Here is an 18430-nt window from a genome sequence, read left to right as displayed (position 1 = left end):
ATCCTACCGCGCAGGTCGATGTCCGGCACGTGGGTTCCGGATTTCCCGCTGGAAGGCCCGAGAGGGACGGCACCCCCTTCGCGCATGCGCAACCTCGCAAGGAGACACACATGAGATTCGGACGGATCGCGACGGTCGTCTCAGCCCTCGCACTCACCGCCACCGTCGCGGCGTGCGGATCGAGTGAGAAGACGATCGACAAGGAGGCGACCTCCGGCACCACCAGCGGCGCCCTCATCGGCGTCACCATGCCGACGAGGTCCTCCGAGCGCTGGATCCACGACGGTGACAACGTCAAGTCCAGCCTGGAGAAGCTCGGTTACAAGGTCGACCTCCAGTACGCGGAGAACGACATCCCCACCCAGGTCAACCAGATCGAGAACCAGATCACCAAGGGCGCCAAGCTCCTGATCATCGCCTCGATCGACGGCACGGCCCTGACCACGCAGCTTCAGCAGGCCGCCGACAACAAGATCCCGGTCATCGCCTACGACCGCCTGATCCGCAACAGCCCGAACGTCGACTACTACACGACCTTCGACAACTTCAAGGTCGGCGTCCAGCAGGCCACCTCGCTGCTCACCGGCCTCAAGGTGCTCAACGCCGACGGCTCCGAGGGCAGCGCCAAGGGCCCGTTCAACGTCGAGCTGTTCGCCGGCTCCCCCGACGACAACAACGCCACGTTCTTCTTCAACGGCGCCATGTCCGTGCTCAAGCCGTACATCGACAAGGGCACGCTCAAGGTCAAGAGCGGCCAGACCGACTTCAAGACCGTCGCCATCCTGCGCTGGGACCCGGCCACCGCGCAGAAGCGCATGGAGGACATCCTCACCAAGACCTACTCCGGTGACGCCAAGGTCGACGGCGTGCTCTCGCCGTACGACGGCCTGTCGATCGGCATCCTGTCGGCGCTGAAGTCCAACGGCTACGGCACCTCCGGCCAGCCGTACCCGATCGTGACCGGCCAGGACGCCGAGCTGGCCTCCGTGAAGTCGATCATCGCGGGCGAGCAGTACTCGACCATCTTCAAGGACACCCGCGAGCTGGCCAAGATCACGGTCACCATGGCCGACACCGTCCTCAAGGGCGGCAAGCCCGCGGTGAACAACACCAAGGACTACGACAACGGCAACAAGGTCGTCCCGGCCCAGCTCCTCGAGCCGATGATCGTCGACAAGAGCAACTACCAGAAGGCCCTGGTGGACACGGGCTACTACACCGCCGCCCAGCTCGGCGGCTGAAGCCCCTCGGGAAGGACCTTCGATGACCGATGACATCCTGCACATGCGGGGCATCACCAAGACGTTTCCCGGAGTGCGCGCGCTCCACGAGGTGAGCCTCTCCGTCCGCCGTGGCGAGATCCACGCCATCTGCGGCGAGAACGGCGCCGGCAAGTCGACGCTGATGAAGGTGCTGTCCGGGGTCTACCCGTTCGGCAGCTACGAGGGGCGGATCGAGTTCGACGGCGAGCTGTGCCGGTTCGGCGGAATCAAGGACAGCGAGGACGCCGGCATCGTCATCATCCACCAGGAGCTGGCGCTGTGCCCGCAGCTGTCCATCGCCGAGAACATCTTTCTCGGCAACGAACAGGCCAGCCGCGGGCTCATCGACTGGAACCGCACCAACCACCAGGCCGGCGAGCTGCTCCGGCGCGTCGGCCTGGAGGAGAACCCGGTCACGCAGGTGGCCGACATCGGCGTGGGCAAGCAGCAGCTCGTCGAGATCGCCAAGGCGCTGTCGAAGAAGGTGAAGCTGCTCATCCTGGACGAGCCCACCGCGGCGCTCAACGACCAGGACTCGGCGCACCTGCTCGACCTGCTGCGCGGCCTGCGCGACGAGGGCATCACCTGCGTGATCATCTCGCACAAGCTGAACGAGATCATCGACATCGCCGACTCGATCACGATCATCCGTGACGGGCAGACGATCGAGACGCTGGAGATGGCGAGCGGCCAGGTGACCGAGGACCGGATCATCTCCGGCATGGTCGGCCGCGACCTGGACAACCGCTTCCCGCCGCACGAGCCGAACGTCGGCGAGGAGGTCCTGCGGATCGAGGACTGGACGGTGCACAGCCCGTCGCAGCCCGACCGGCAGGTCGTCTCCCGGGCCAGCCTCACCCTGCGGCGCGGCGAGATCGTCGGCCTGGCCGGGCTCATGGGCGCCGGCCGCACCGAGCTGGCGATGAGCGTGTTCGGCCGCACGTACGGCGTCGGCATCTCCGGCCGCGTCTACAAGGAGGGCCGCGAGGTCCACATCCGCAACGTCCAGGACGCGGTGAAGCTCGGCATCGCGTACGCCACCGAGGATCGCAAGCGGTACGGCCTCAACCTCATCGAGGACATCAAGCGGAACATCTCCTCGGTCAGCCTGGGCCGGCTCAGCCGGAACGGCTGGGTCAACGAGAACGAGGAGTACCGGGTCGCCGACGGGTTCCGGCGCAGCATGAACATCAAGGCGCCGAGCGTGCAGAGCGTCGTCGGCAAGCTGAGCGGCGGCAACCAGCAGAAGGTCGTGCTGTCGAAGTGGATCTACACGGATCCTGACGTGCTCATTCTCGACGAGCCGACCCGCGGCATCGACGTCGGAGCCAAGTACGAGATCTACACGATCATCAACCAGCTCGCCGACGAGGGCAAGGCCGTCCTGGTCATCTCCTCGGAGCTGCCGGAGCTGCTCGGCCTCTGCGACCGCATCTACACGCTGTCGCAGGGCCGGATCACCGGCGAGCTGCCACGCGAGGAGGCGACCCAGGAGCGCCTGATGTACCACATGACCATGGGACAGGAGTAAGTCCGGATGAGCAGCAGTACGACCCCCGCCGACCTCGAGGCGGGCCCGCGACGGGACGCCAAGGGCGAGCCGCCCGGCAGGCTGAAGCTCGGCGGCCTGTCCATCAACATCCGCCAGAGCGGCATCTACATCGCGTTCGCGCTGATCGTGGTGCTGTTCTCGGCGCTGACCGACGGCGCCCTCCTGCAGCCGCAGAACATCTCGAACATCGTCGTCCAGAACTCCTACATCCTGATCCTGGCCATCGGCATGATCCTGATCATCATCGCCGGGCACATCGACCTGTCGGTCGGCTCGGTGGTGGCGGTCACGGGTGCCGTGTCGGCCGTGCTCATGGTGAACTACGGGGTCCCCTGGCCGCTCGCGCTGCTCCTCACCCTGGTGGTGGGCGGCCTGATCGGGGCGTGGCAGGGCTACTGGATCGCCTACTTCGGCATCCCGTCGTTCATCGTGACGCTCGCCGGCATGCTGCTGTTCCGGGCGCTCACGCTGACCGTGCTCGGCAACCAGGGCATCGGCCCGTTCCCCGACGCCGTGCGGACCCTGTCGAACGGCTTCACCGACAGCTACCTGGGCAACGTCGGCCTCGGCCCGCTCGGCGGCGCCGACGTGTTCAGCCTGCTGATCGGCCTGATCGCCATCGCCGGCATGGCCGCCGCCCAGTGGCGCACCCGCGCCGCCCGCGCCGGGTACGGCCAGAGCGTCGACCCGCTGCCGGTGTTCGTCCTGAAGGTCGCCGCCGCGGCCGTGCTCATCATGGCCGTGGTGGTGCAGCTCGCGCGCTTCCGCAACCTGCCGTGGGTGCTGGTGCTGCTGGCCCTGCTGGTGCTGGGCTACTCGCTGCTGGCCAACCGGTCGGTGTTCGGCCGCCGGATCTACGCGGTCGGCGGCAACCTCCAGGCCGCGGTCCTGTCGGGCATCAAGGTCAAGTCCGTGGTGTTCTGGATCTTCGTCAACATGGGCGTGCTGGCGGCCGTCGCCGGCATCATCTTCGCCGGCCGGCTCAACCAGGCCGGCCCGACGGCCGGCAACTCGTTCGAGCTGGACGCGATCGCCGCGGCGTTCATCGGCGGCGCGGCCGTCCAGGGCGGCGTGGGCAAGGTCGTCGGCGCGATCACCGGCGGCCTGATCATGGGTGTGATCAACAACGGCATGTCGCTCATCGGCTCGCCGAGCGAGCGGGTCATGCTGGTCAAGGGCATCGTCCTGCTGGCGGCGGTCGCCTTCGACGTGTGGACCAAGCGGCGGGCGGGCGCGGGCGCGCGCTGATCCGTCGCACCGGGTGAAGGGCGGGCCGGACGGCCCGCCCTTTTCCGTGCCTGCACGGCTCACTTGACCGCGCCTCCGGTGATGCCCGAGATGATGCGCCGCTGGGCCACCGCGAACACCACCAGCAGGGGCAGGCTCATGAGGATGATGTACGCGAAGATCAGGTGCCAGTTGTTGAGGTAGAGGCCGGCGTTGGCCACCTGGAACAGGTTCAGGGGCAGCGTGTCGAGCCGGCCGCCGACGACGAAGAAGGCGTAGAAGACGTCGTTCCAGACGTACAGGCAGATGAGGATCGTCGCGGTCGCGAGCACCGGGCGCAGCATCGGCAGGATGACGGAGAAGAACACCCGCACCGGTCCGGCCCCGTCCATGCGGGCCGCCTCCTCGATCGACAGCGGCACCGTGCGCACGAAGCCGGTGACGAAGAAGATCACCGTGGACAGGTAGATGCCGACGTAGACGCCGATCATGCCGACGGCGCTGCCGGCCAGGCCGAGCTGCCGCAGCAGCAGCACGATCGTCACCACGGCCGGGGGCAGCACGATGCCGCTGATCGCGCACGCGTACAGGACGGCGTTGAGGCGGGTGGCCCGCCGGGCCAGCACCCACGACGCCATCGAGCCGAACGTCAGGACCAGCACCACCGACGGCGCGACGACCAGCACGCTGCCGAGGAACGCCTTCGGCACGTCCCCCTGCTCCCACACCTGGGCCAGGTTCTCCCAGAGCAGCCACCGGGACGGCAGGGACAGGTCGGGCGACAGGGCCTCCCCTTGGGACTTGGCCGCCGTCACGACGACCAGCCAGAGCGGCACGCCCATGACGAGCACGACGAGGGCGACGACGACGAGTGGCCGCAACCGGGCGGCCACTCCCTTCGCGGCGGGCGACGTCACAGGATCTCCTCCCTCTTGCGCAGGACGCGGATGACCGGGAAGGCCAGCAGCGCGACCATGAGGAAAAGCACCAGGCTCATCGTGGTGGCCTGCGCGAACAGGCCCTGGCCGAAGGTGCGGTAGATGAAGATGTTGAGGATCTCGGTGCTGCGGGCCGGCCCGCCGCCGGTGGTGGCCTGGACGATGTCGAAGCCGTTCATGGAGCCCAGCAGCGCGGTGGCCACGTTGAACGTGATCGCCGGCGCCAGCAGCGGGAAGCGGACCGACCAGAACGCCTGCCATCCGGTGGCGCCGTCGATGCGGGCCGCCTCGGTGACGTCCTCGGGGATCGTCTTCAAACCGGCCAGGTAGATGAGCATGGACAGGCCCATCCACTTCCAGGCGTGGATGACCGCGACGACGACCAGGGTCCAGGTGGTGTCGCCCAGCCACGGGACCGTCACCTTCGTGCCGAGCACGCCGCCGAGCAGGTCGTTCAGGCTGCCGTCGGGTTTGAGCAGCGCCTGGAAGACGTAGCCGACCGCGAGCGCCGACATGAGCACCGGGATGAGGAACACCAGGCGGGCCGCCCGGTTGAGCCAGGTGTCGCGCTCCAGGAGGACGGCCAGGCCGAACCCGAACAGGTTCTGGAACACCGCGACCAGCACGGCGTAGACCAGCGTGACGCGCAGCGCGCCGTACAGGGTGCCGTCCGACAGCAGGTCGGCGAAGTTGTCCCAGCCGACCGGCCGGATCTCGCTCTTGAAGCTGGACCAGTCGGTGAACGCGTAGACGAAGTTGAACAGGGTGGGCAGGAAGAAGAAGACGAACAGGATCGCGAAGGCGGGCGCCAGGAACCACATGGGGTGGGTGCGGCGCCCCGCTCCGGCGGCGGGGTTCCGCCGGACGGGTCTGCCCGGGGCGCCCGCCGGGCGGGCGGGCGCGGGCCGGGCGGCGGTGTCGGTGACGCGTGTCTCGGTCGGCACGGGTCGCTCCTCGCCTCGGGGACTTGCGGGTCGGCGGATCACGGGTCAGCGGTCGCGGCGAGCCGGCGGGTCAGAAGCCGGACGCCCCGGCCGCCTTGGCGAGCTGGGCGAACTGCTTCTGCGTGGCCGCCGCCACCTGCTCCGGCGTCAGGCTGCCGGTGATCATGTCGGCCAGGTTGAGGTACAGGTCGGGGTTGGCCACGGCCAGCGCCTGCATCGACCCGACCGAGCCGCCGAGCGACTTGTGCACGTCGAGCAGCGCCTGCGGCACGCCGGCCGGGGTGGGCACGTCCGTCTTCAGGGACACGGTCTTGCGGGCGTCGACGAACCCCTGGTAGCCGGGGCCCATCCAGTACGCGAGGAGCTGCCGCGCGGCGGCCTCCCGCTTGGCGTCGCCGGTCTTGAACGCGACCAGGGCGTTGGACTGGTCGGGGATGAACGTGCCGACGTTGCCGCTCGGGGAGATCGGGAAGAAGCCGATCTTCTTGTCCAGCTCGGCGGTGTCGGCCTTGGCCTGGAGCTGGCCGAAGAAGGAGTTGACCTGGACGGCCATCGCGGCCTTGCCGGACAGCAGCGCCGCGCCCTGGTCCTCGAAGGTGGCGGTCTTGATGTCGGCGTTGAACAGCCCCTCGCCGATGAGCGACTTGTACGTCTTGATCGCGTCGACGATGGTCTTGTCCTCGAAGGTCTCCTTGCCGGTGTTGATCCGGTCCCAGAGGCCGTCGCGGGCGGCGTCGGCGAGCTGGACCTGCACCCACCACTGGGTCGCCCACTTGTCGCCGGCCATCTCGAAGAACGGGGTGACGCCCTTGGCCTTGAGCTTGCGCGCGGTCTCGACCATGTCGCCGAAGTTCTTGGGCGGCTCGGTGATGCCGTTGGCCGCGAAGACCTCCTTGTTGTAGTAGACGCCCTCGACGGCCGGGCTGGTGATGAGAGCGGCGTAACGGGTCTTGTCCAGCAGGCCCGTGATGTCGCGCAGCTCGGGCGACATCGACGAGAGCCAGGGGGCGTCGTCGAGGGACTGGAGGTTGGCGCGGGCGTTCAGCGCGGTCAGCATGGACGCGGTGGGCTGCCAGAAGGCCAGGTCGGGCTTGTCGCCCGTGGCCACCTTGGTCTGCACGCCCTGCTCGTACGGGTCGGGGATGGTGACGACGTCGACCTTGGCGCCGGTGGCCTTGGTGAAGGCGGCCGTCACCTGCTCGGGCACGGTGGTGCTGTTCTGCGCGGCCCAGATGGTGAGCGTGACGCCGTCGAGCCGGGCCGTCGGGGAGGGCCAGGCGGCGGGGGTCGCGTCCCCGGCCTGGGCGGCGGGGCCGGAGGCGGGGTCGCTGCATCCGGTCAGGACGAGCAGCGCGGTGGCCGCGGCCGTGGCGGCGGTGGTGAGGCGCGGTGCCAGTTTCACGGTGTGGTTCCTTTGTCCGTGTCCGGCCACTATCGTGCCGGACAATCCCATTGGGGGGGAGATGGGGTCTTACTCGGGGCGGAGCTCGCGGAGCTCCAGGATGCGGGCGGTGGGGGCGGCGACGGTGGCGGTCACGGTCAGCTCGCCGGTCTCCGGGTTCCAGGAGTGCTCCCAGCCGGGCGCCTGCCGGGGATAGGCCACCCGTACCTGGACCTCCCGGCCGGCCAGCTGCGGGAACGACAGGACCGCGCTCCCGCCTGCGCTGTCGCCCGCGTTCTCGGCGGCGTTCTCCCCGGCGTTCTCGCCGGCGGCGGGACGTCGCCACACGCCCACGTGGGTGACCTCGCCGGCGCGCAGGCCGAGCGCGCACCACGGGTCGTCCCAGCGGGGCAGCCCGAGCGGCCAGCACGGCGCCGACGCGATCACGTCGGACCGCAGCGCCTGGTGCAGCCGCACCCCGTCGCGGACCAGGGCGAGCCGCTCCGGGCTCATGGCGTGCAGGTTGCCCGACAGGTAGAGCCGGCCGAGGACACCGGTGCACATCGTGAACGCGACCTCCTCGTCCGTCATGTCCGGCTGCGGGTACGCCCAGTTGGCGGCCTGCTCCGGCGGCATGGCGAGCGGCGCGGCCACGGCGATCGGCGGGTAGCGGAGGAAGTCCTGCTGGTCGCTGGTGGACTGGAGGTTCAGCCGCGACAGCATCGCGAAGTCCATCCGCATCGCGCCCGAGGCGCAGTTCTCCAGCACCAGCGCCGGATGCCGGTCGAGAACGCCGTCGAGCCAGGCCAGGTGGGCGCGGTTGTGGGCGAGCAGACCCGCGCCGGCGCTGGTGGCGTCCACGTCGGTGCCCGCGCCCGGGTTGATGTTGTAGTCGAGCTTGAAGTAGCCGACGCCCAGCTCCCGCACCAGCCGGTCCACCACCCCGTCGAGGTGCTCGACGGCGGCGGGGTGGCGCAGGTCCAGGTGGTAGCGGCCGTGCTCGACGACCCGCTCGCCGCCGCGCTGCAGGAACGCCTCCTTGGGCAGTTCGTCGGCCATCGGGCTGCGCACGCCGATCACCTCCGGCTCCAGCCACAGGCCGGGGGTCATGCCGTGGGCCCTGATGTGCCCGAGGACCTCCTCGATGCCGCCCGGGAACCGGCTCCGGGACGGCCGCCAGGCGCCGACGCTGTCCCACCAGCCGCCGTCCTCGTCGTACCAGCCGGCGTCCACGCAGAACACCTCGGCACCTGCGGAGGCGGCGGCCTCGATCAGGGGCAGCAGCTTGGCGGTGGTCGGGTCGCCCATGAGGGTGTTCATGTAGTCGTTGAAGACGACGGGCAGCGTGTCACGGTCGGGATGGGGGCGGCGCAGCGCGCGGCGGTGCGCGGTGAGCGCGGCGACCGCCTCCTCGAGGCCGTCGGGGCGCCGCGCGGCGGTCGCCTCCCTCGAGCCGTCACGGCGGCCGGCGGGGCCGGCCGCGGCGCGCTCCGTGCCGTCGGCGGCCGGGGAGACGGCCACGGAGACGGGGACCGTGGTGAACGACTCGCCGGGGGCCAGCGTCTGGCTCCACTGGTGGTCGAGGTCGGCAGGGCCGCTCGCGGCCACGTACACGCCGTCCCGGCGGGCGCCCAGCTCCCACCGCCACGCGCCGTTGTGCTCGATCTGCCACACCCACGCCTCGCCCGTGCGCCGGTCCACCAGGCCGCCCATCGGGACGTGCCGGCCGCTCGACCAGGTGCCCGAGCTGGTCAGCGCGAACGCGCCCCGGCCGTGCTGCCCGTGGCCGTCCAGCCCGAGGTCGGGCACCAGCTCGCCGAGCGGCCGCCGGATCCAGCGGCTCTCTCCCAGCCACTCGCTGTCGGCGTACAGGACGTCGAGGTCGCCGGCGTGGCTGCCCAGGAAGCCCGCGGCGAACGAGGTGACGCCCAGCAGCAGCACCGGCGCCGTCCCCTGGTTGGTCACGCGGACACGGGCCTGGCAGGCGGGCACGCCCTCGTACGAGCGGAGCGTCACCTCGGCGGCCAGGCCGGTGCGGTCGTCGCGCAGGGCGAGCCGCAGCACGTGCCAGCCGCCCTCCCGCGACTGCTCGGCCCCCGCGTACCGCAACCGGCAACCCACGGCGGTCTCCGAGAGCCGCTGCGACGCCCGCGCCCGGCCCTCGCCCGGGACCAGCACTTCCACCAGCGGCTGGGCCGGCGCGCCGCCCTGGCCGGCCACCCCGCCGGGCGCGCCGCCCGCCGCCAGCCTCCGCAGCGCCACGGGCCGGTCGGGGTGGATCTCCACCACCGCCGTCAGGGCGTCATGGCCCCATCGCAAGGTCTGGATCACGTCAGCGGGCATCGGCGCATCTCCTCAGGTACGGCCCATGTGACCGGTCACATCAATTCCGTTGGCGTAAGTGTGAGCGGTAACACGCACCCAGAGGAACCCTTCTTTGCCGGATCGTTACCGGCGCGTTTCCGCTCGCCCGACGCACCCCTGTCCGGGCAAGCGGCAATCCATCGTCGGCCTCGGTCGCCATGCTTTCCCTGTCGTTTCACCTGCGCCGCGGGCGATGACGAGGATGGAGGCGCGCCGGACGCGGAGGGTCAGCGTGAGGAGCGGGGAGGGGCGGTGGACTCGCGGACGATCAGGCGGGGCGGGGTCAGGGTGAGGGTGGGCTGGGGCTGTCCGAGGAGTTCGGCCACCCCCGCCCGGAAACACGCCTTGCCCAGCCCGGCGAAGTCCATCCGCACCGTGGTCAGCGCCGGCGTCCAGTACGCGGAGCCCGGGATGTCGTCGAACCCGACGATGCTCACGTCCCCCGGCACGTCCTTGCCCGCGTCGTACAGGGCCCGGCGCACCCCCTGCGCGATGTCGTCGTTGCCGCACAGCACGGCCGTCACCCCGGGGTCGGCCAGCAGGCGCCGACCGGCCTCGTAGGCGCCGGCGACGTCCCAGCCGCAGTGGATGATCTCGGGCACCGGGGCGCCCGCCTGCCGCAGCGCGTCGTACCAGCCGGCGTGGCGCCCGCCGGAGCGGCCTTCCGAGGGGATCGCGACGTGATGGACGGTGCGGTGTCCGAGCCCGAGCAGGTGCCTGGTGGCGTCGGCGACGGCGCCGCGCTCGTCGAGGGCGATGGCGACCCGCCCCATGTCGGGGGCGGCCGGCTCGCTGGCGGCGACCGCGGGCACGTGCTGGGGCAGCGCCTGCAGCACCGCCGTGCCCGCCGGGTCGAACGCGATGACCACCACGGCCCCCGCGCTGGGGTCGCTGACGTAGTCGACGGTCTGCTTGACGTCGCCCGGCCCGTCGGACTCGACGACGCGCACCCCCACGGCCATGCCCTCCACCCGGGCGGCCTCCTCGATGCCCTGGAGCGTCGAGGCGTAGCCGTACAGCATGGTGTTGGACATGACGACGGTCACGCCGTGGGCGCGGCCGAGGCCGAGGGCGCGCGCGGCGCGGTTGGGGCGGAACCCGAGCCGGTCGATGGCCGCGAGCACCGAGGCGCGGGTCTCGGCGCTCACCCGGGGCGAGTCGTTGAGGACGCGCGAGACGGTCTGGTGGGACACGCCCGCGGCGGCGGCTACGTCGCGGATGCTCGGGACGGTCCCGCCACGGGCGGACGCGCGCGCCTCTCGCCGGGGGCTGCTGGTCACGATCACATCGTAGGCCGCCCGGGTCCGCGCCGCGGACCGCCCCCTCTGTCTCTCCCGTCTCTTCCGGTCACCCAAATATCCGGAATTTCATGACACGGGTGTTAGATCCCGACAGAATGCGGAGTCCATCCAGCCTTACCGCAAAACTGGAGGGAAACCCCATATGCGTAGACCCCTAGGGGTACTCGCCGGCCTCGTCAGCGTCGCGGCGCTTTCCGCGCCCGTGGCCACCGCTCACGCCGAGTCGGTGTCCCTGGCCGCGTGCCGGCTGACCGTGAACGAGCCCACCCTCAGCACCGCCGGCCGGATCCAGGCTTCCGCCGTCCGGCAGGACTGCGCCCGCCCCGGGCTGGTCCGGGTCCGCATCCTGCGGGCCGTGCCGGGAGACGACCGGGTCGTCAAGAGCGCCGCGGCGCGTGGCCGCGTCAGCCGCGTGACCGTCGCCATGGCCTGCGTGCCGGGGACCTACTACACGACGGCGACCGACTACCGCGGCAACGCCGGCAAGTCCAAGGCCGTCAAGCTGACCTGCTCTCCCACGGCGACGGCCTCCCCGTCGCCCACCTCGAGCTCCACCGCCACCTCCACGGCCACCCCGACCTCGTCCCCGAGCGGGACCCCCACGAAGCCGACGGCCACCGCGACCCCGAAGCCGACCCGCACGGCGACCCCCACGCCGACCCGCACGGTGACCCCACGGCCGACCCCCACGTCCACCTCGACGTCCGGCACGGTCGGCAGCGCCGAGGAGAACGAGGTCGTCCGGCTGACCAACGCCGAGCGGGCCAAGGGCGGCTGCCAGCCGCTCAAGCACGACCCGCAGCTGCGCAAGGCCGCCTTCGACCACTCGGCCGACATGGCGGCGCAGAACTACTTCAGCCACACCTCCAAGGACGGCCGCAGCTTCATGGACCGCATCCGCGGCGCCGGCTTCACCGGCGGCTCGGGCTGGGCCGAGAACATCGCCATGGGCCAGCCGACCCCGGCCTCCGTGGTCGAGGCCTGGATGAACAGCTCCGGGCACAAGGCCAACATCATGAACTGCAAGTACACCCTCATCGGTGTCGGCGCGGCCAAGAACTCCAAGGGCCAGATCTACTGGACCCAGGACTTCGCGGCACGCTGACCGCCCCACCCCGAAGGACGCCCCGCGACGGCAGCCCGTCGCGGGGCGTCCCCCTCTCCGCCGTGACCGCGGAAAGGCGGCGGAGTTTGCCCCGGATGCCGGCGGGAAGCACTTCACCTGCGGAAACATGAGGGACGGGGGTCTCATGGCGGCAGCATTCGACGCCTCCGCCTACGGGCGGAGCATCGCCGACATCTACGACGCCACCGCCCGGGACCTGCCGACCGAGGCCGCCGTCGAGCGGCTGTTCCGGTTGGCCGGTGGCGGGCCGGTGCTGGAGTTCGGGATCGGGACGGGGCGCCTCGCGCTGCCCCTGGCGGCCCGGGGGTTGACCGTGGCGGGTGTGGACGGCTCGCCGGAGATGGTCGCGGAGCTGAGGCGGAAGCCGGGCGGCGACCGCCTCCCGGTGGCCGTCGGCGACTTCTCGGTCACCAAGGTCGAGGGCCGGTTCGCCCTGGTGGTCCTGACCACGAACACGATCTTCGCGTTGCCGTCCCAGGACGCCCAGGTGGAGTGCTTCCGCAACGCGGCGGAACACCTGGAGCCGGGCGGCCGGTTCGTCGTGGAAGCGTGGGTGCCGGACCTGAGCGGGTTCGTCCACGGGTCGGCGCTGCGGCTGCTGTCGCTGTCGGAGGAGGCCGTCACCGCCGAGGCCGCCCGCCTGTCGCCCGCCACGCAGATGATGTACACGACCCGCGTCCGCATGACCGGCGAGGGACTGCGGCTGCTGCCCGCCAACCACCGCTACGCCTGGCCCGCCGAGCTGGACCTGATGGGCCGCCTGGCCGGCATGACGCTGGAGTCGCGCTGGGCCGACTGGGAGGGCACGCCGTTCGGCGACGACAGCCGCGCGCACGTGTCGGTCTACCGGCTGACCGGGGAGGCGTGATGCGCCTGCCGCGTCCCCGCGGGCCCGTCACCGCGGCCCTGTTCGCCCGCCTCGCCACCACCCCGCCCCTGGACCCGTGGCCATGCGATGAGCTTGCCCCCGCCAGGTCCGCTCCCGTGCCGCGCGCGCTGGGCGACGGGGATCTCCAGCTCGCCCTGTTCACCTGCTACGAGCTGCACTACCAGGGCTTCGACGACGTCGATCCGCGCTGGGAGTGGGAGCCGTCGCTGCTGGCCTTCCGGGCCACCCTCGAACGGGGCTTCGAGCGGGCCCTGGCACGGGCGGTGCCCCGCCCGCCGGCCGTACCTCCCGGCGGTGTGCGGGAGGCGCTGACCGAGATGACCGCGCCCGGCGGGGGGCCGTCACTGGCGGCGTTCCTGCGGCGCCACGCCGGCCTGGCGCAGTTCCGCGAGTTCGTGGCGCACCGGTCGGTGTACCACCTCAAGGAGGCCGACCCGCACACCTGGGCGATCCCCCGGCTGCGCGGCGGCCCGAAGGCGGCGCTGGTGGAGATCCAGTCCGACGAGTACGGCGGCGGCCGGACGGAGCGGATGCACGCGGAGCTGTTCCGGGTCACCATGCGCGGCCTCGGCCTGGACGACTCCTATGGCGCCTACCTGGACCGGGTTCCCGGCATCACGCTGGCCGTGTCCAACGTGATGTCGCTGTTCGGGCTGCACCGGAGGCTGCGGGGCGCGGCGGCGGGGCATCTCGCGGCGCTGGAGATGACGTCCTCGCTGCCGAACCGCCAGTACGCCGAGGGCCTGCGGCGGCTCGGCGGGGACGCGGCGACGGCCCGGTTCTTCGACGAGCACGTGCAGGCGGACGCCGTCCACGAGCAGATCGCCGCGCACGACCTGTGCGCGGGCCTGGCCACGCAGGACCCGTCGCTGGCGGGCGACATCCTGTACGGGGCGGCGTGCGCCCTGGAGGTGGAGCGGCTGTGGGCGGAGCACGTGCTGGCGTGCTGGCGGCGCGGGACGTCCTCCCTGGAGCCGCCCGGCGAGCCGGGCGCCCATGCCGCCGAGGAGAGCGCGGTGGCGAGCTCCGCATGACCCGCATGATCGGCACCAGGAGGTGGGCCGGCACGGCGCGCGTGAGCGGCGCGAGGCCCATGGCCGGGCCGGCCGGCGCGGCGGGCCCGCTGTCCCGGCACGTGGTCGACTACGTGCTGCCCCTGCGCTGGGACGGCGACGCCGGCCTGGACGAGCTGACCGCGTACCTGAAGGAGCTGTCCCGGCACGCACGGGTGATCGTCGTGGACGGCAGCCGGGACGAGCTGTTCGACCGGCACGCCGAGCGCTGGCGCGGGCTGGTGACGCACGTGCGCCCGGATCCCGGCCTGCGCTTCGCCAACGGCAAGGTGAACGGCGTGACGACCGGCCTGCGGCTGGCCCGCGCGCAGCACGTGGTGATCGCCGACGACGACGTCCGCTACGACCCGGCCGCGCTGGCCGGGATGGACGCCCTGCTCGCCGGGGCCCACCTGGTCCGGCCGCAGAACCACTTCGACCCGCTCCCCTGGCACGCCCGCTGGGACACCGCCCGCACGCTGTTGAACCGGGCCCTCGGCGCCGACTATCCGGGCACGTTCGGGCTCCGGCGCGCCTTCTTCTGGGAGATGGGCGGCTACGACGGCGACGTGCTGTTCGAGAACCTGGAGCTGATCCGCACCGTCCGGGCCCGGGGCGGCGTCGAGTACCACGCCCCCGGCCTGTACGTGCGCCGCCTGCCCCCGGACGTCTCCCGCTTCTGGTCCCAGCGCGTACGGCAGGCGTACGACGACCTGGCGCAGCCCGTACGCCTGGCGCTGTTCCTGTCCGTGCTGCCCGCCGTGGCGGCCGGCCTGGCGCGGCGCCGGTTCGGCACGCTGGCCGTGGCGGCCGGGCTGGTGGTGGGCCTGGCGGAGGCGGGCAGGCGCCGGGCGGGCGGCCGCCGCGTGTTCCCGTGGACCGCGTCCCTGTTCGCCCCGGTGTGGGTGCTGGAGCGGGCCACGTGCGCCTGGCTCGCGGTGGGCGCCGCTCTGGGCGGCGGCGTGCCGTACGCCGGGCACAGGCTGAGGCGCGCCGCGCACAGCGTACGGTCGCTGCGCCGCCGGCCGGAGCCTCTCTCCCCCGGCCGGGACGGCTACGCCCGCCTCACTTGGTGAGGACGGAACGGCGCGACAGCAGGAAGCCGAGCGCGATCATGCCGACGCCCAGGAGGAAGTGCAGCCAGTCGTCGGCCGTGTTCAGCGGCACGAAGTTGGCGGCGCTCTCCTTGGCGACGAGCAGCCCGTATATCCACAGCAGCAGGTAGATGACGCCGCCGCCGATCAGGAACCCGCGCGCCCCGTTCCAGGTGCGGGAGAGCACGATGCCGGCGATGCCGAACAGCAGGTGGACGATGTTGTGCAGGATCGAGACCTGGAACACGCCCACCAGCAGCGCGCCGGAGTCGTGCCCGGCGAAGGCGATGGCGCTGTAGTGGGTGGTGATGCCCGGGATGAAGCCGAGCACGCCGACCAGCAGGAACACCGCCCCGACGATGAGCGCGGCGAGCTGGACGGGTGTGCGGTCAGCTCTGGTTCTCGGGGTGTCCATGGAAAGCCTCCCTCGGCAAGGGTGTGTGCTGTCCTCACCTGCGACTACCCCGCAGGCTCCCTCTCACGCGCGCCCCCCGCGTGAATGGCTCCGTCGCCCCCGGGTAGGGCCGATGGCTCATGGAGTCGACTGCGAGGGAGCGCGGCCACATGACCTTCAATCCGCTGCGGGAGCGCGGCATCCCGCTGGACAAGCAACTCCGCAACTGGCGCGAGCTGAACGTCGCTCCGATCGACCCGGACCACTCCGATCCGTACACCCGTTGCCGGATCATCGCGATGAACGGCATCGAGGTGGAGGCGATCCTGTTCAGCCACCAGCTCGCCCGGCACTGCCCGAGCGTCGAGCTCAAGCAGCAGCTCGCGCGGGTGCGCTACATCGAGGCCCAGCAGCAGAAGGCGGTCAACTGGCTGCTGCCCGGCCTGTCCTCGGTGCTGGAGACCACGCTGGCCTACGAGCAGGTGGCGGTGGACCTGACCGCCTGGGTGGCGCGGATGGAACCGGACCCGTACCTGAAGCGGGCCTACGAGTTCGGGGTGCTGGAGGACTTCGACCACCTGTACCGGTACGCCAACCTGTACGAGATGATCGAGCACCGCAGGGCCGAGAAGATCGTCGACAACCTGACCGAGGTCATGCCCGGCCGCCCGACGTACCTGCACCACCGGGACCCGGTCGACAACGTGCGCGAGCCGTACGACAGGTCCTCGGCGGCGCCGATCTCGAAGCTGCACGCGCTGACCATCATGGCGGCCGAGCAGCAGACCATGAACTTCTACATGAACGTCGGCCCCACCTACATGGAGCCGATCGCCCGCCAGCTCTACCAGGAGATCGGGCTGATCGAGGAGGAGCACGTCACCCACTACGAGTCGCTGGTCGACCCGGGCGAGAGCTGGTGGGAGATGCTGCTCAACCACGAGTACAACGAGTGCTACCTCTACCACTCGTTCATGGAGACCGAGTCGGACCCGAAGGTCAAGGCGATCTGGGAGCTCCACCTCAACATGGAGCTGGAGCACCTGCGCCTGGCCGCCGAGCTGTTCAAGAAGCACGACGGCCGCGACCCCGAGCAGGTGGTGGCGCCCGCGCTGCCCGCCCCGGTCACCTTCGAGCCGAACAAGGCATACCTGCGCGAACTCATCGCCACACAGATCGACTACACCACCATCGGCACCGGCTACGTCCAGGAGGCCCACGAACGGTTCGAGAAGATGCAGGAGGCCCTCATGGGCGGCGAGAAGGCGCCGTCGGAGATCGTCGTCCAGGAGAACGCCGGCAAGTCCGGCCACGAGTACCGCCTGGAGACGGAGGGGCCGCACCCGGTGGGCAGCCTGCGCGCCGACCGCTGACTCCTCACCGGCCGTCAGAGGCCGGCGGGCTAGGCCGGGGTGGTCAGGCGGCCCACGGCCGCGTCGATGCGGACCGCCGGGACGCCCTCCAGCAGCGGGATCGGCGGCTCGTGCTCGTCGTCGCCCGCGATCCGCCACTCGTGGACCGGCGCGAGGCCCGGCCCGATGAGCTCGAACCCGTCGGCCAGTCGCAGCACCTCCTCGCGGGTGCGGAACACCGACTGCGCCGACGTGCCGGCCGTCGCGGTGCTGAGCTGGGCGATCGCCTCGGGTGAGCTGTCGGCCATGGCGTGGGTGAGCACCAGGTGGCTGCCCGGGGCCATCCACTTGCGAAAGCCCGCCACGATGCCGGCGGGGTCCTCGCTGTCGAGGACGAAGTGCAGGATGCCGACCATGAGCACGCCGACCGGCCGCGAGAAGTCGATCAGGCGGGTGACGCGCGGGTCGCCGAGGATGGCGGCGGGCTCGCGCAGGTCGGCCTGGATGGCCTCGACGCCGGGCGAGCTGGCCAGCAGCACCTCGCTGTGGAGCCGTACGACGGGGTCGTAGTCGACGTAGACGACCCGGCTGCCGGGCGCGATCTCGCGGGCCACCTCGTGGACGCTGGGCGAGGTCGGGATGCCGGTGCCGAGGTCGAGGAACTGGCGCACCCCCTGCCGGGCCAGGTGACGTACGGCGCGGACGAGGAAGAGCCGGTTGGCCCGGGCGACGAGCCGCGTCTCGGGGGCGACGGCGAGCAGCTTGTCGGCGAAGGCGCGATCGACCGCGAGGTGGTCCTTGCCGCCCAGGAGGTAGTCGTAGACCCGGGCGACACTCGGGACACGGGGGTCGACACCCGGCGGCACTCGCTCCAGCTCGCTCACGCGGGGGCCTCCTTCGAATCCGAACGCCGTACGGGCCGGGTCCGACGTCATCCTACTCCCGTCCGCCGACGGGAAGATCGCCTTTCCGGATCACCGTCCGAATCCGCACAGAACGCCACAAACGATCAGTTCCCGCCCTCAGTCGGTCAGTCCCCGCTCGCGGTAGGCGGCCGGTCCCCGCCGCGGACCACGGCGAGCGGGCAGGGCGCGTGGTGCAGCATGGCCTGGCTGACCGAGCCGAGCAGCATGCCGGCGAACGTCCCATGACCGCGCGAACCCACGACCAGCAGGTCCGCCGCCTTCGCGGCCTGCCGGAGCACGGCCACCGGATGGCCGTGGACGACCTCCTCGACCACCGGCACGTCCGGATGACGCTCCCGCCGGTCTGCCAGGGTCGCCTTCAGCGCGGCCAGCTCCCCGCCCTCCCGCTCCGGGTCGGCCGGGGGGAACCCGCCGATCCGCGGCCAGGACCAGGCGTGCACGGCCCGCAGAGTGGCCCCGCGCAGCCGCGCCGCGGCGAAGCCGAAGTCGAGCACCCGGCCGAACGACGCCGAGCCGTCCACGCCCACCACCACCTCGCCGCGCGCCGGCACCGGCACCTCGCGGACCACGACCACGTCGCAGGGCGCGTGCCCGGCCACGCCGTACGCCACCGACCCCACGAGCATGC

16 protein-coding genes are annotated in these 18430 nt (G+C 71.4%); 8 read left to right on the top strand and 8 right to left on the bottom strand.

The window, feature by feature from the left end; translation table 11 throughout:
• Window positions 1-110: 110 nt before the first annotated feature.
• Genes chvE through mmsB form a run of 3 tightly spaced genes read left to right on the top strand, consistent with a single transcriptional unit; the run spans window position 111 to window position 4062 of the window.
• A complete protein-coding gene (chvE, locus tag AB0H81_RS04000; RefSeq protein WP_358368879.1) occupies window positions 111-1241 on the top strand; it encodes a multiple monosaccharide ABC transporter substrate-binding protein in 1131 nt (376 codons plus the stop codon).
• A gap of 22 nt (window positions 1242-1263) precedes the next feature.
• On the top strand, window positions 1264-2793 hold the full coding sequence (gene mmsA / locus AB0H81_RS03995; RefSeq protein ID WP_358368877.1) for a multiple monosaccharide ABC transporter ATP-binding protein: 1530 nt from the start codon (window positions 1264-1266) through the stop codon (window positions 2791-2793).
• 6 nt (window positions 2794-2799) lie between these two features.
• Window positions 2800-4062 carry a multiple monosaccharide ABC transporter permease gene (mmsB, locus tag AB0H81_RS03990; protein ID WP_358368875.1) on the top strand — a complete coding sequence of 421 codons (1263 nt, stop codon included), beginning with the start codon at window positions 2800-2802 and terminating at the stop codon, window positions 4060-4062.
• A gap of 59 nt (window positions 4063-4121) precedes the next feature.
• On the opposite strand, the gene AB0H81_RS03985 is transcribed toward mmsB, so the two are convergent.
• The 5 genes from AB0H81_RS03985 to AB0H81_RS03965 all read right to left on the bottom strand — a co-directional run bounded on the left by AB0H81_RS03985 (window position 4122) and on the right by AB0H81_RS03965 (window position 10948).
• Complete coding sequence (locus AB0H81_RS03985; RefSeq protein WP_358368873.1) at window positions 4122-4958, bottom strand: carbohydrate ABC transporter permease; 837 nt, start codon at window positions 4956-4958, stop codon at window positions 4122-4124.
• Complete coding sequence (locus tag AB0H81_RS03980) at window positions 4955-5923, bottom strand: sugar ABC transporter permease (protein ID WP_358368871.1); 969 nt, start codon at window positions 5921-5923, stop codon at window positions 4955-4957. Before AB0H81_RS03980 ends, AB0H81_RS03985 begins: the two co-directional genes overlap by 4 nt.
• A 70-nt stretch (window positions 5924-5993) precedes the next feature.
• Complete coding sequence (locus AB0H81_RS03975) at window positions 5994-7325, bottom strand: ABC transporter substrate-binding protein (RefSeq protein WP_358368868.1); 1332 nt, start codon at window positions 7323-7325, stop codon at window positions 5994-5996.
• Between the two features lie 69 nt (window positions 7326-7394).
• A complete protein-coding gene (locus AB0H81_RS03970) occupies window positions 7395-9647 on the bottom strand; it encodes an alpha-galactosidase (RefSeq protein ID WP_358368867.1) in 2253 nt (750 codons plus the stop codon).
• A 248-nt stretch (window positions 9648-9895) separates the two neighbouring features.
• Window positions 9896-10948, bottom strand: a complete 1053-nt coding sequence (locus AB0H81_RS03965) for a LacI family DNA-binding transcriptional regulator (RefSeq protein WP_358368864.1) — start codon at window positions 10946-10948, stop codon at window positions 9896-9898.
• A gap of 163 nt (window positions 10949-11111) precedes the next feature.
• Between AB0H81_RS03965 and AB0H81_RS03960 the strand changes: the two genes are divergently transcribed.
• The 4 genes from AB0H81_RS03960 (at window position 11112) to AB0H81_RS03945 (ending at window position 15112) form a co-directional block, all read left to right on the top strand.
• Window positions 11112-12074 carry a CAP domain-containing protein gene (locus AB0H81_RS03960; RefSeq protein WP_358368862.1) on the top strand — a complete coding sequence of 321 codons (963 nt, stop codon included), beginning with the start codon at window positions 11112-11114 and terminating at the stop codon, window positions 12072-12074.
• Window positions 12075-12219: 145 nt separating this feature from the next.
• Window positions 12220-12963: a class I SAM-dependent methyltransferase gene (locus tag AB0H81_RS03955; protein WP_358368859.1), complete on the top strand. Its 744-nt coding sequence runs from the start codon at window positions 12220-12222 to the stop codon at window positions 12961-12963.
• Complete coding sequence (locus AB0H81_RS03950) at window positions 12963-14018, top strand: iron-containing redox enzyme family protein (protein WP_358368856.1); 1056 nt, start codon at window positions 12963-12965, stop codon at window positions 14016-14018. Before AB0H81_RS03955 ends, AB0H81_RS03950 begins: the two co-directional genes overlap by 1 nt.
• Window positions 14015-15112, top strand: a complete 1098-nt coding sequence (locus AB0H81_RS03945) for a glycosyltransferase family 2 protein (protein ID WP_358368853.1) — start codon at window positions 14015-14017, stop codon at window positions 15110-15112. The genes AB0H81_RS03950 and AB0H81_RS03945 overlap by 4 nt, the downstream gene beginning before the upstream one ends.
• Here the strand turns inward: AB0H81_RS03945 and AB0H81_RS03940 are convergent.
• On the bottom strand, window positions 15102-15545 hold the full coding sequence (locus AB0H81_RS03940; RefSeq protein WP_358368851.1) for a DUF4383 domain-containing protein: 444 nt from the start codon (window positions 15543-15545) through the stop codon (window positions 15102-15104). The genes AB0H81_RS03945 and AB0H81_RS03940 overlap by 11 nt on opposite strands.
• Before the next feature lie 149 nt (window positions 15546-15694).
• Here AB0H81_RS03940 and AB0H81_RS03935 point away from each other — a divergent pair, with 149 nt between their 5' ends.
• The gene (locus AB0H81_RS03935; protein WP_358368849.1) at window positions 15695-16897 is read left to right on the top strand and encodes a hypothetical protein; all 1203 of its coding nucleotides are present in this window, start codon (window positions 15695-15697) and stop codon (window positions 16895-16897) included.
• Window positions 16898-16926: 29 nt separating this feature from the next.
• Here the strand turns inward: AB0H81_RS03935 and AB0H81_RS03930 are convergent, their stop codons facing one another.
• Window positions 16927-17760 carry an SAM-dependent methyltransferase gene (locus AB0H81_RS03930; RefSeq protein ID WP_358368846.1) on the bottom strand — a complete coding sequence of 278 codons (834 nt, stop codon included), beginning with the start codon at window positions 17758-17760 and terminating at the stop codon, window positions 16927-16929.
• A gap of 146 nt (window positions 17761-17906) precedes the next feature.
• Window positions 17907-18430 (bottom strand): universal stress protein (locus tag AB0H81_RS03925; RefSeq protein WP_358368843.1); only part of this gene is annotated, 524 nt, incomplete at its 5' end.

It is taken from the genome of Nonomuraea sp. NPDC050691 (assembly GCF_040654455.1).
In the GTDB taxonomy this organism is placed as follows: Bacteria; Actinomycetota; Actinomycetes; order Streptosporangiales; family Streptosporangiaceae; genus Nonomuraea.
Note: the sequence above shows the minus strand (reverse complement) of the source record. Positions and strands in the feature narration are given on the sequence as shown.

Excerpts from the sequence above, each read along its gene's own strand:
- chvE (WP_358368879.1), top strand. The coding sequence starts at position 111 with ATGAGATTCGGACGGATCGCGACGGTCGTCTCAGCCCTCGCACTCACC.
- mmsA (WP_358368877.1), top strand. The coding sequence starts at position 1,264 with ATGACCGATGACATCCTGCACATGCGGGGCATCACCAAGACGTTTCCC.
- mmsB (WP_358368875.1), top strand. The coding sequence starts at position 2,800 with ATGAGCAGCAGTACGACCCCCGCCGACCTCGAGGCGGGCCCGCGACGG.
- AB0H81_RS03970 (WP_358368867.1), bottom strand. The coding sequence starts at position 9,647 with ATGCCCGCTGACGTGATCCAGACCTTGCGATGGGGCCATGACGCCCTG.
- AB0H81_RS03960 (WP_358368862.1), top strand. The coding sequence starts at position 11,112 with ATGCGTAGACCCCTAGGGGTACTCGCCGGCCTCGTCAGCGTCGCGGCG.
- AB0H81_RS03955 (WP_358368859.1), top strand. The coding sequence starts at position 12,220 with ATGGCGGCAGCATTCGACGCCTCCGCCTACGGGCGGAGCATCGCCGAC.
- AB0H81_RS03950 (WP_358368856.1), top strand. The coding sequence starts at position 12,963 with ATGCGCCTGCCGCGTCCCCGCGGGCCCGTCACCGCGGCCCTGTTCGCC.
- AB0H81_RS03945 (WP_358368853.1), top strand. The coding sequence starts at position 14,015 with ATGACCCGCATGATCGGCACCAGGAGGTGGGCCGGCACGGCGCGCGTG.
- AB0H81_RS03940 (WP_358368851.1), bottom strand. The coding sequence starts at position 15,545 with ATGGACACCCCGAGAACCAGAGCTGACCGCACACCCGTCCAGCTCGCC.
- AB0H81_RS03935 (WP_358368849.1), top strand. The coding sequence starts at position 15,695 with ATGACCTTCAATCCGCTGCGGGAGCGCGGCATCCCGCTGGACAAGCAA.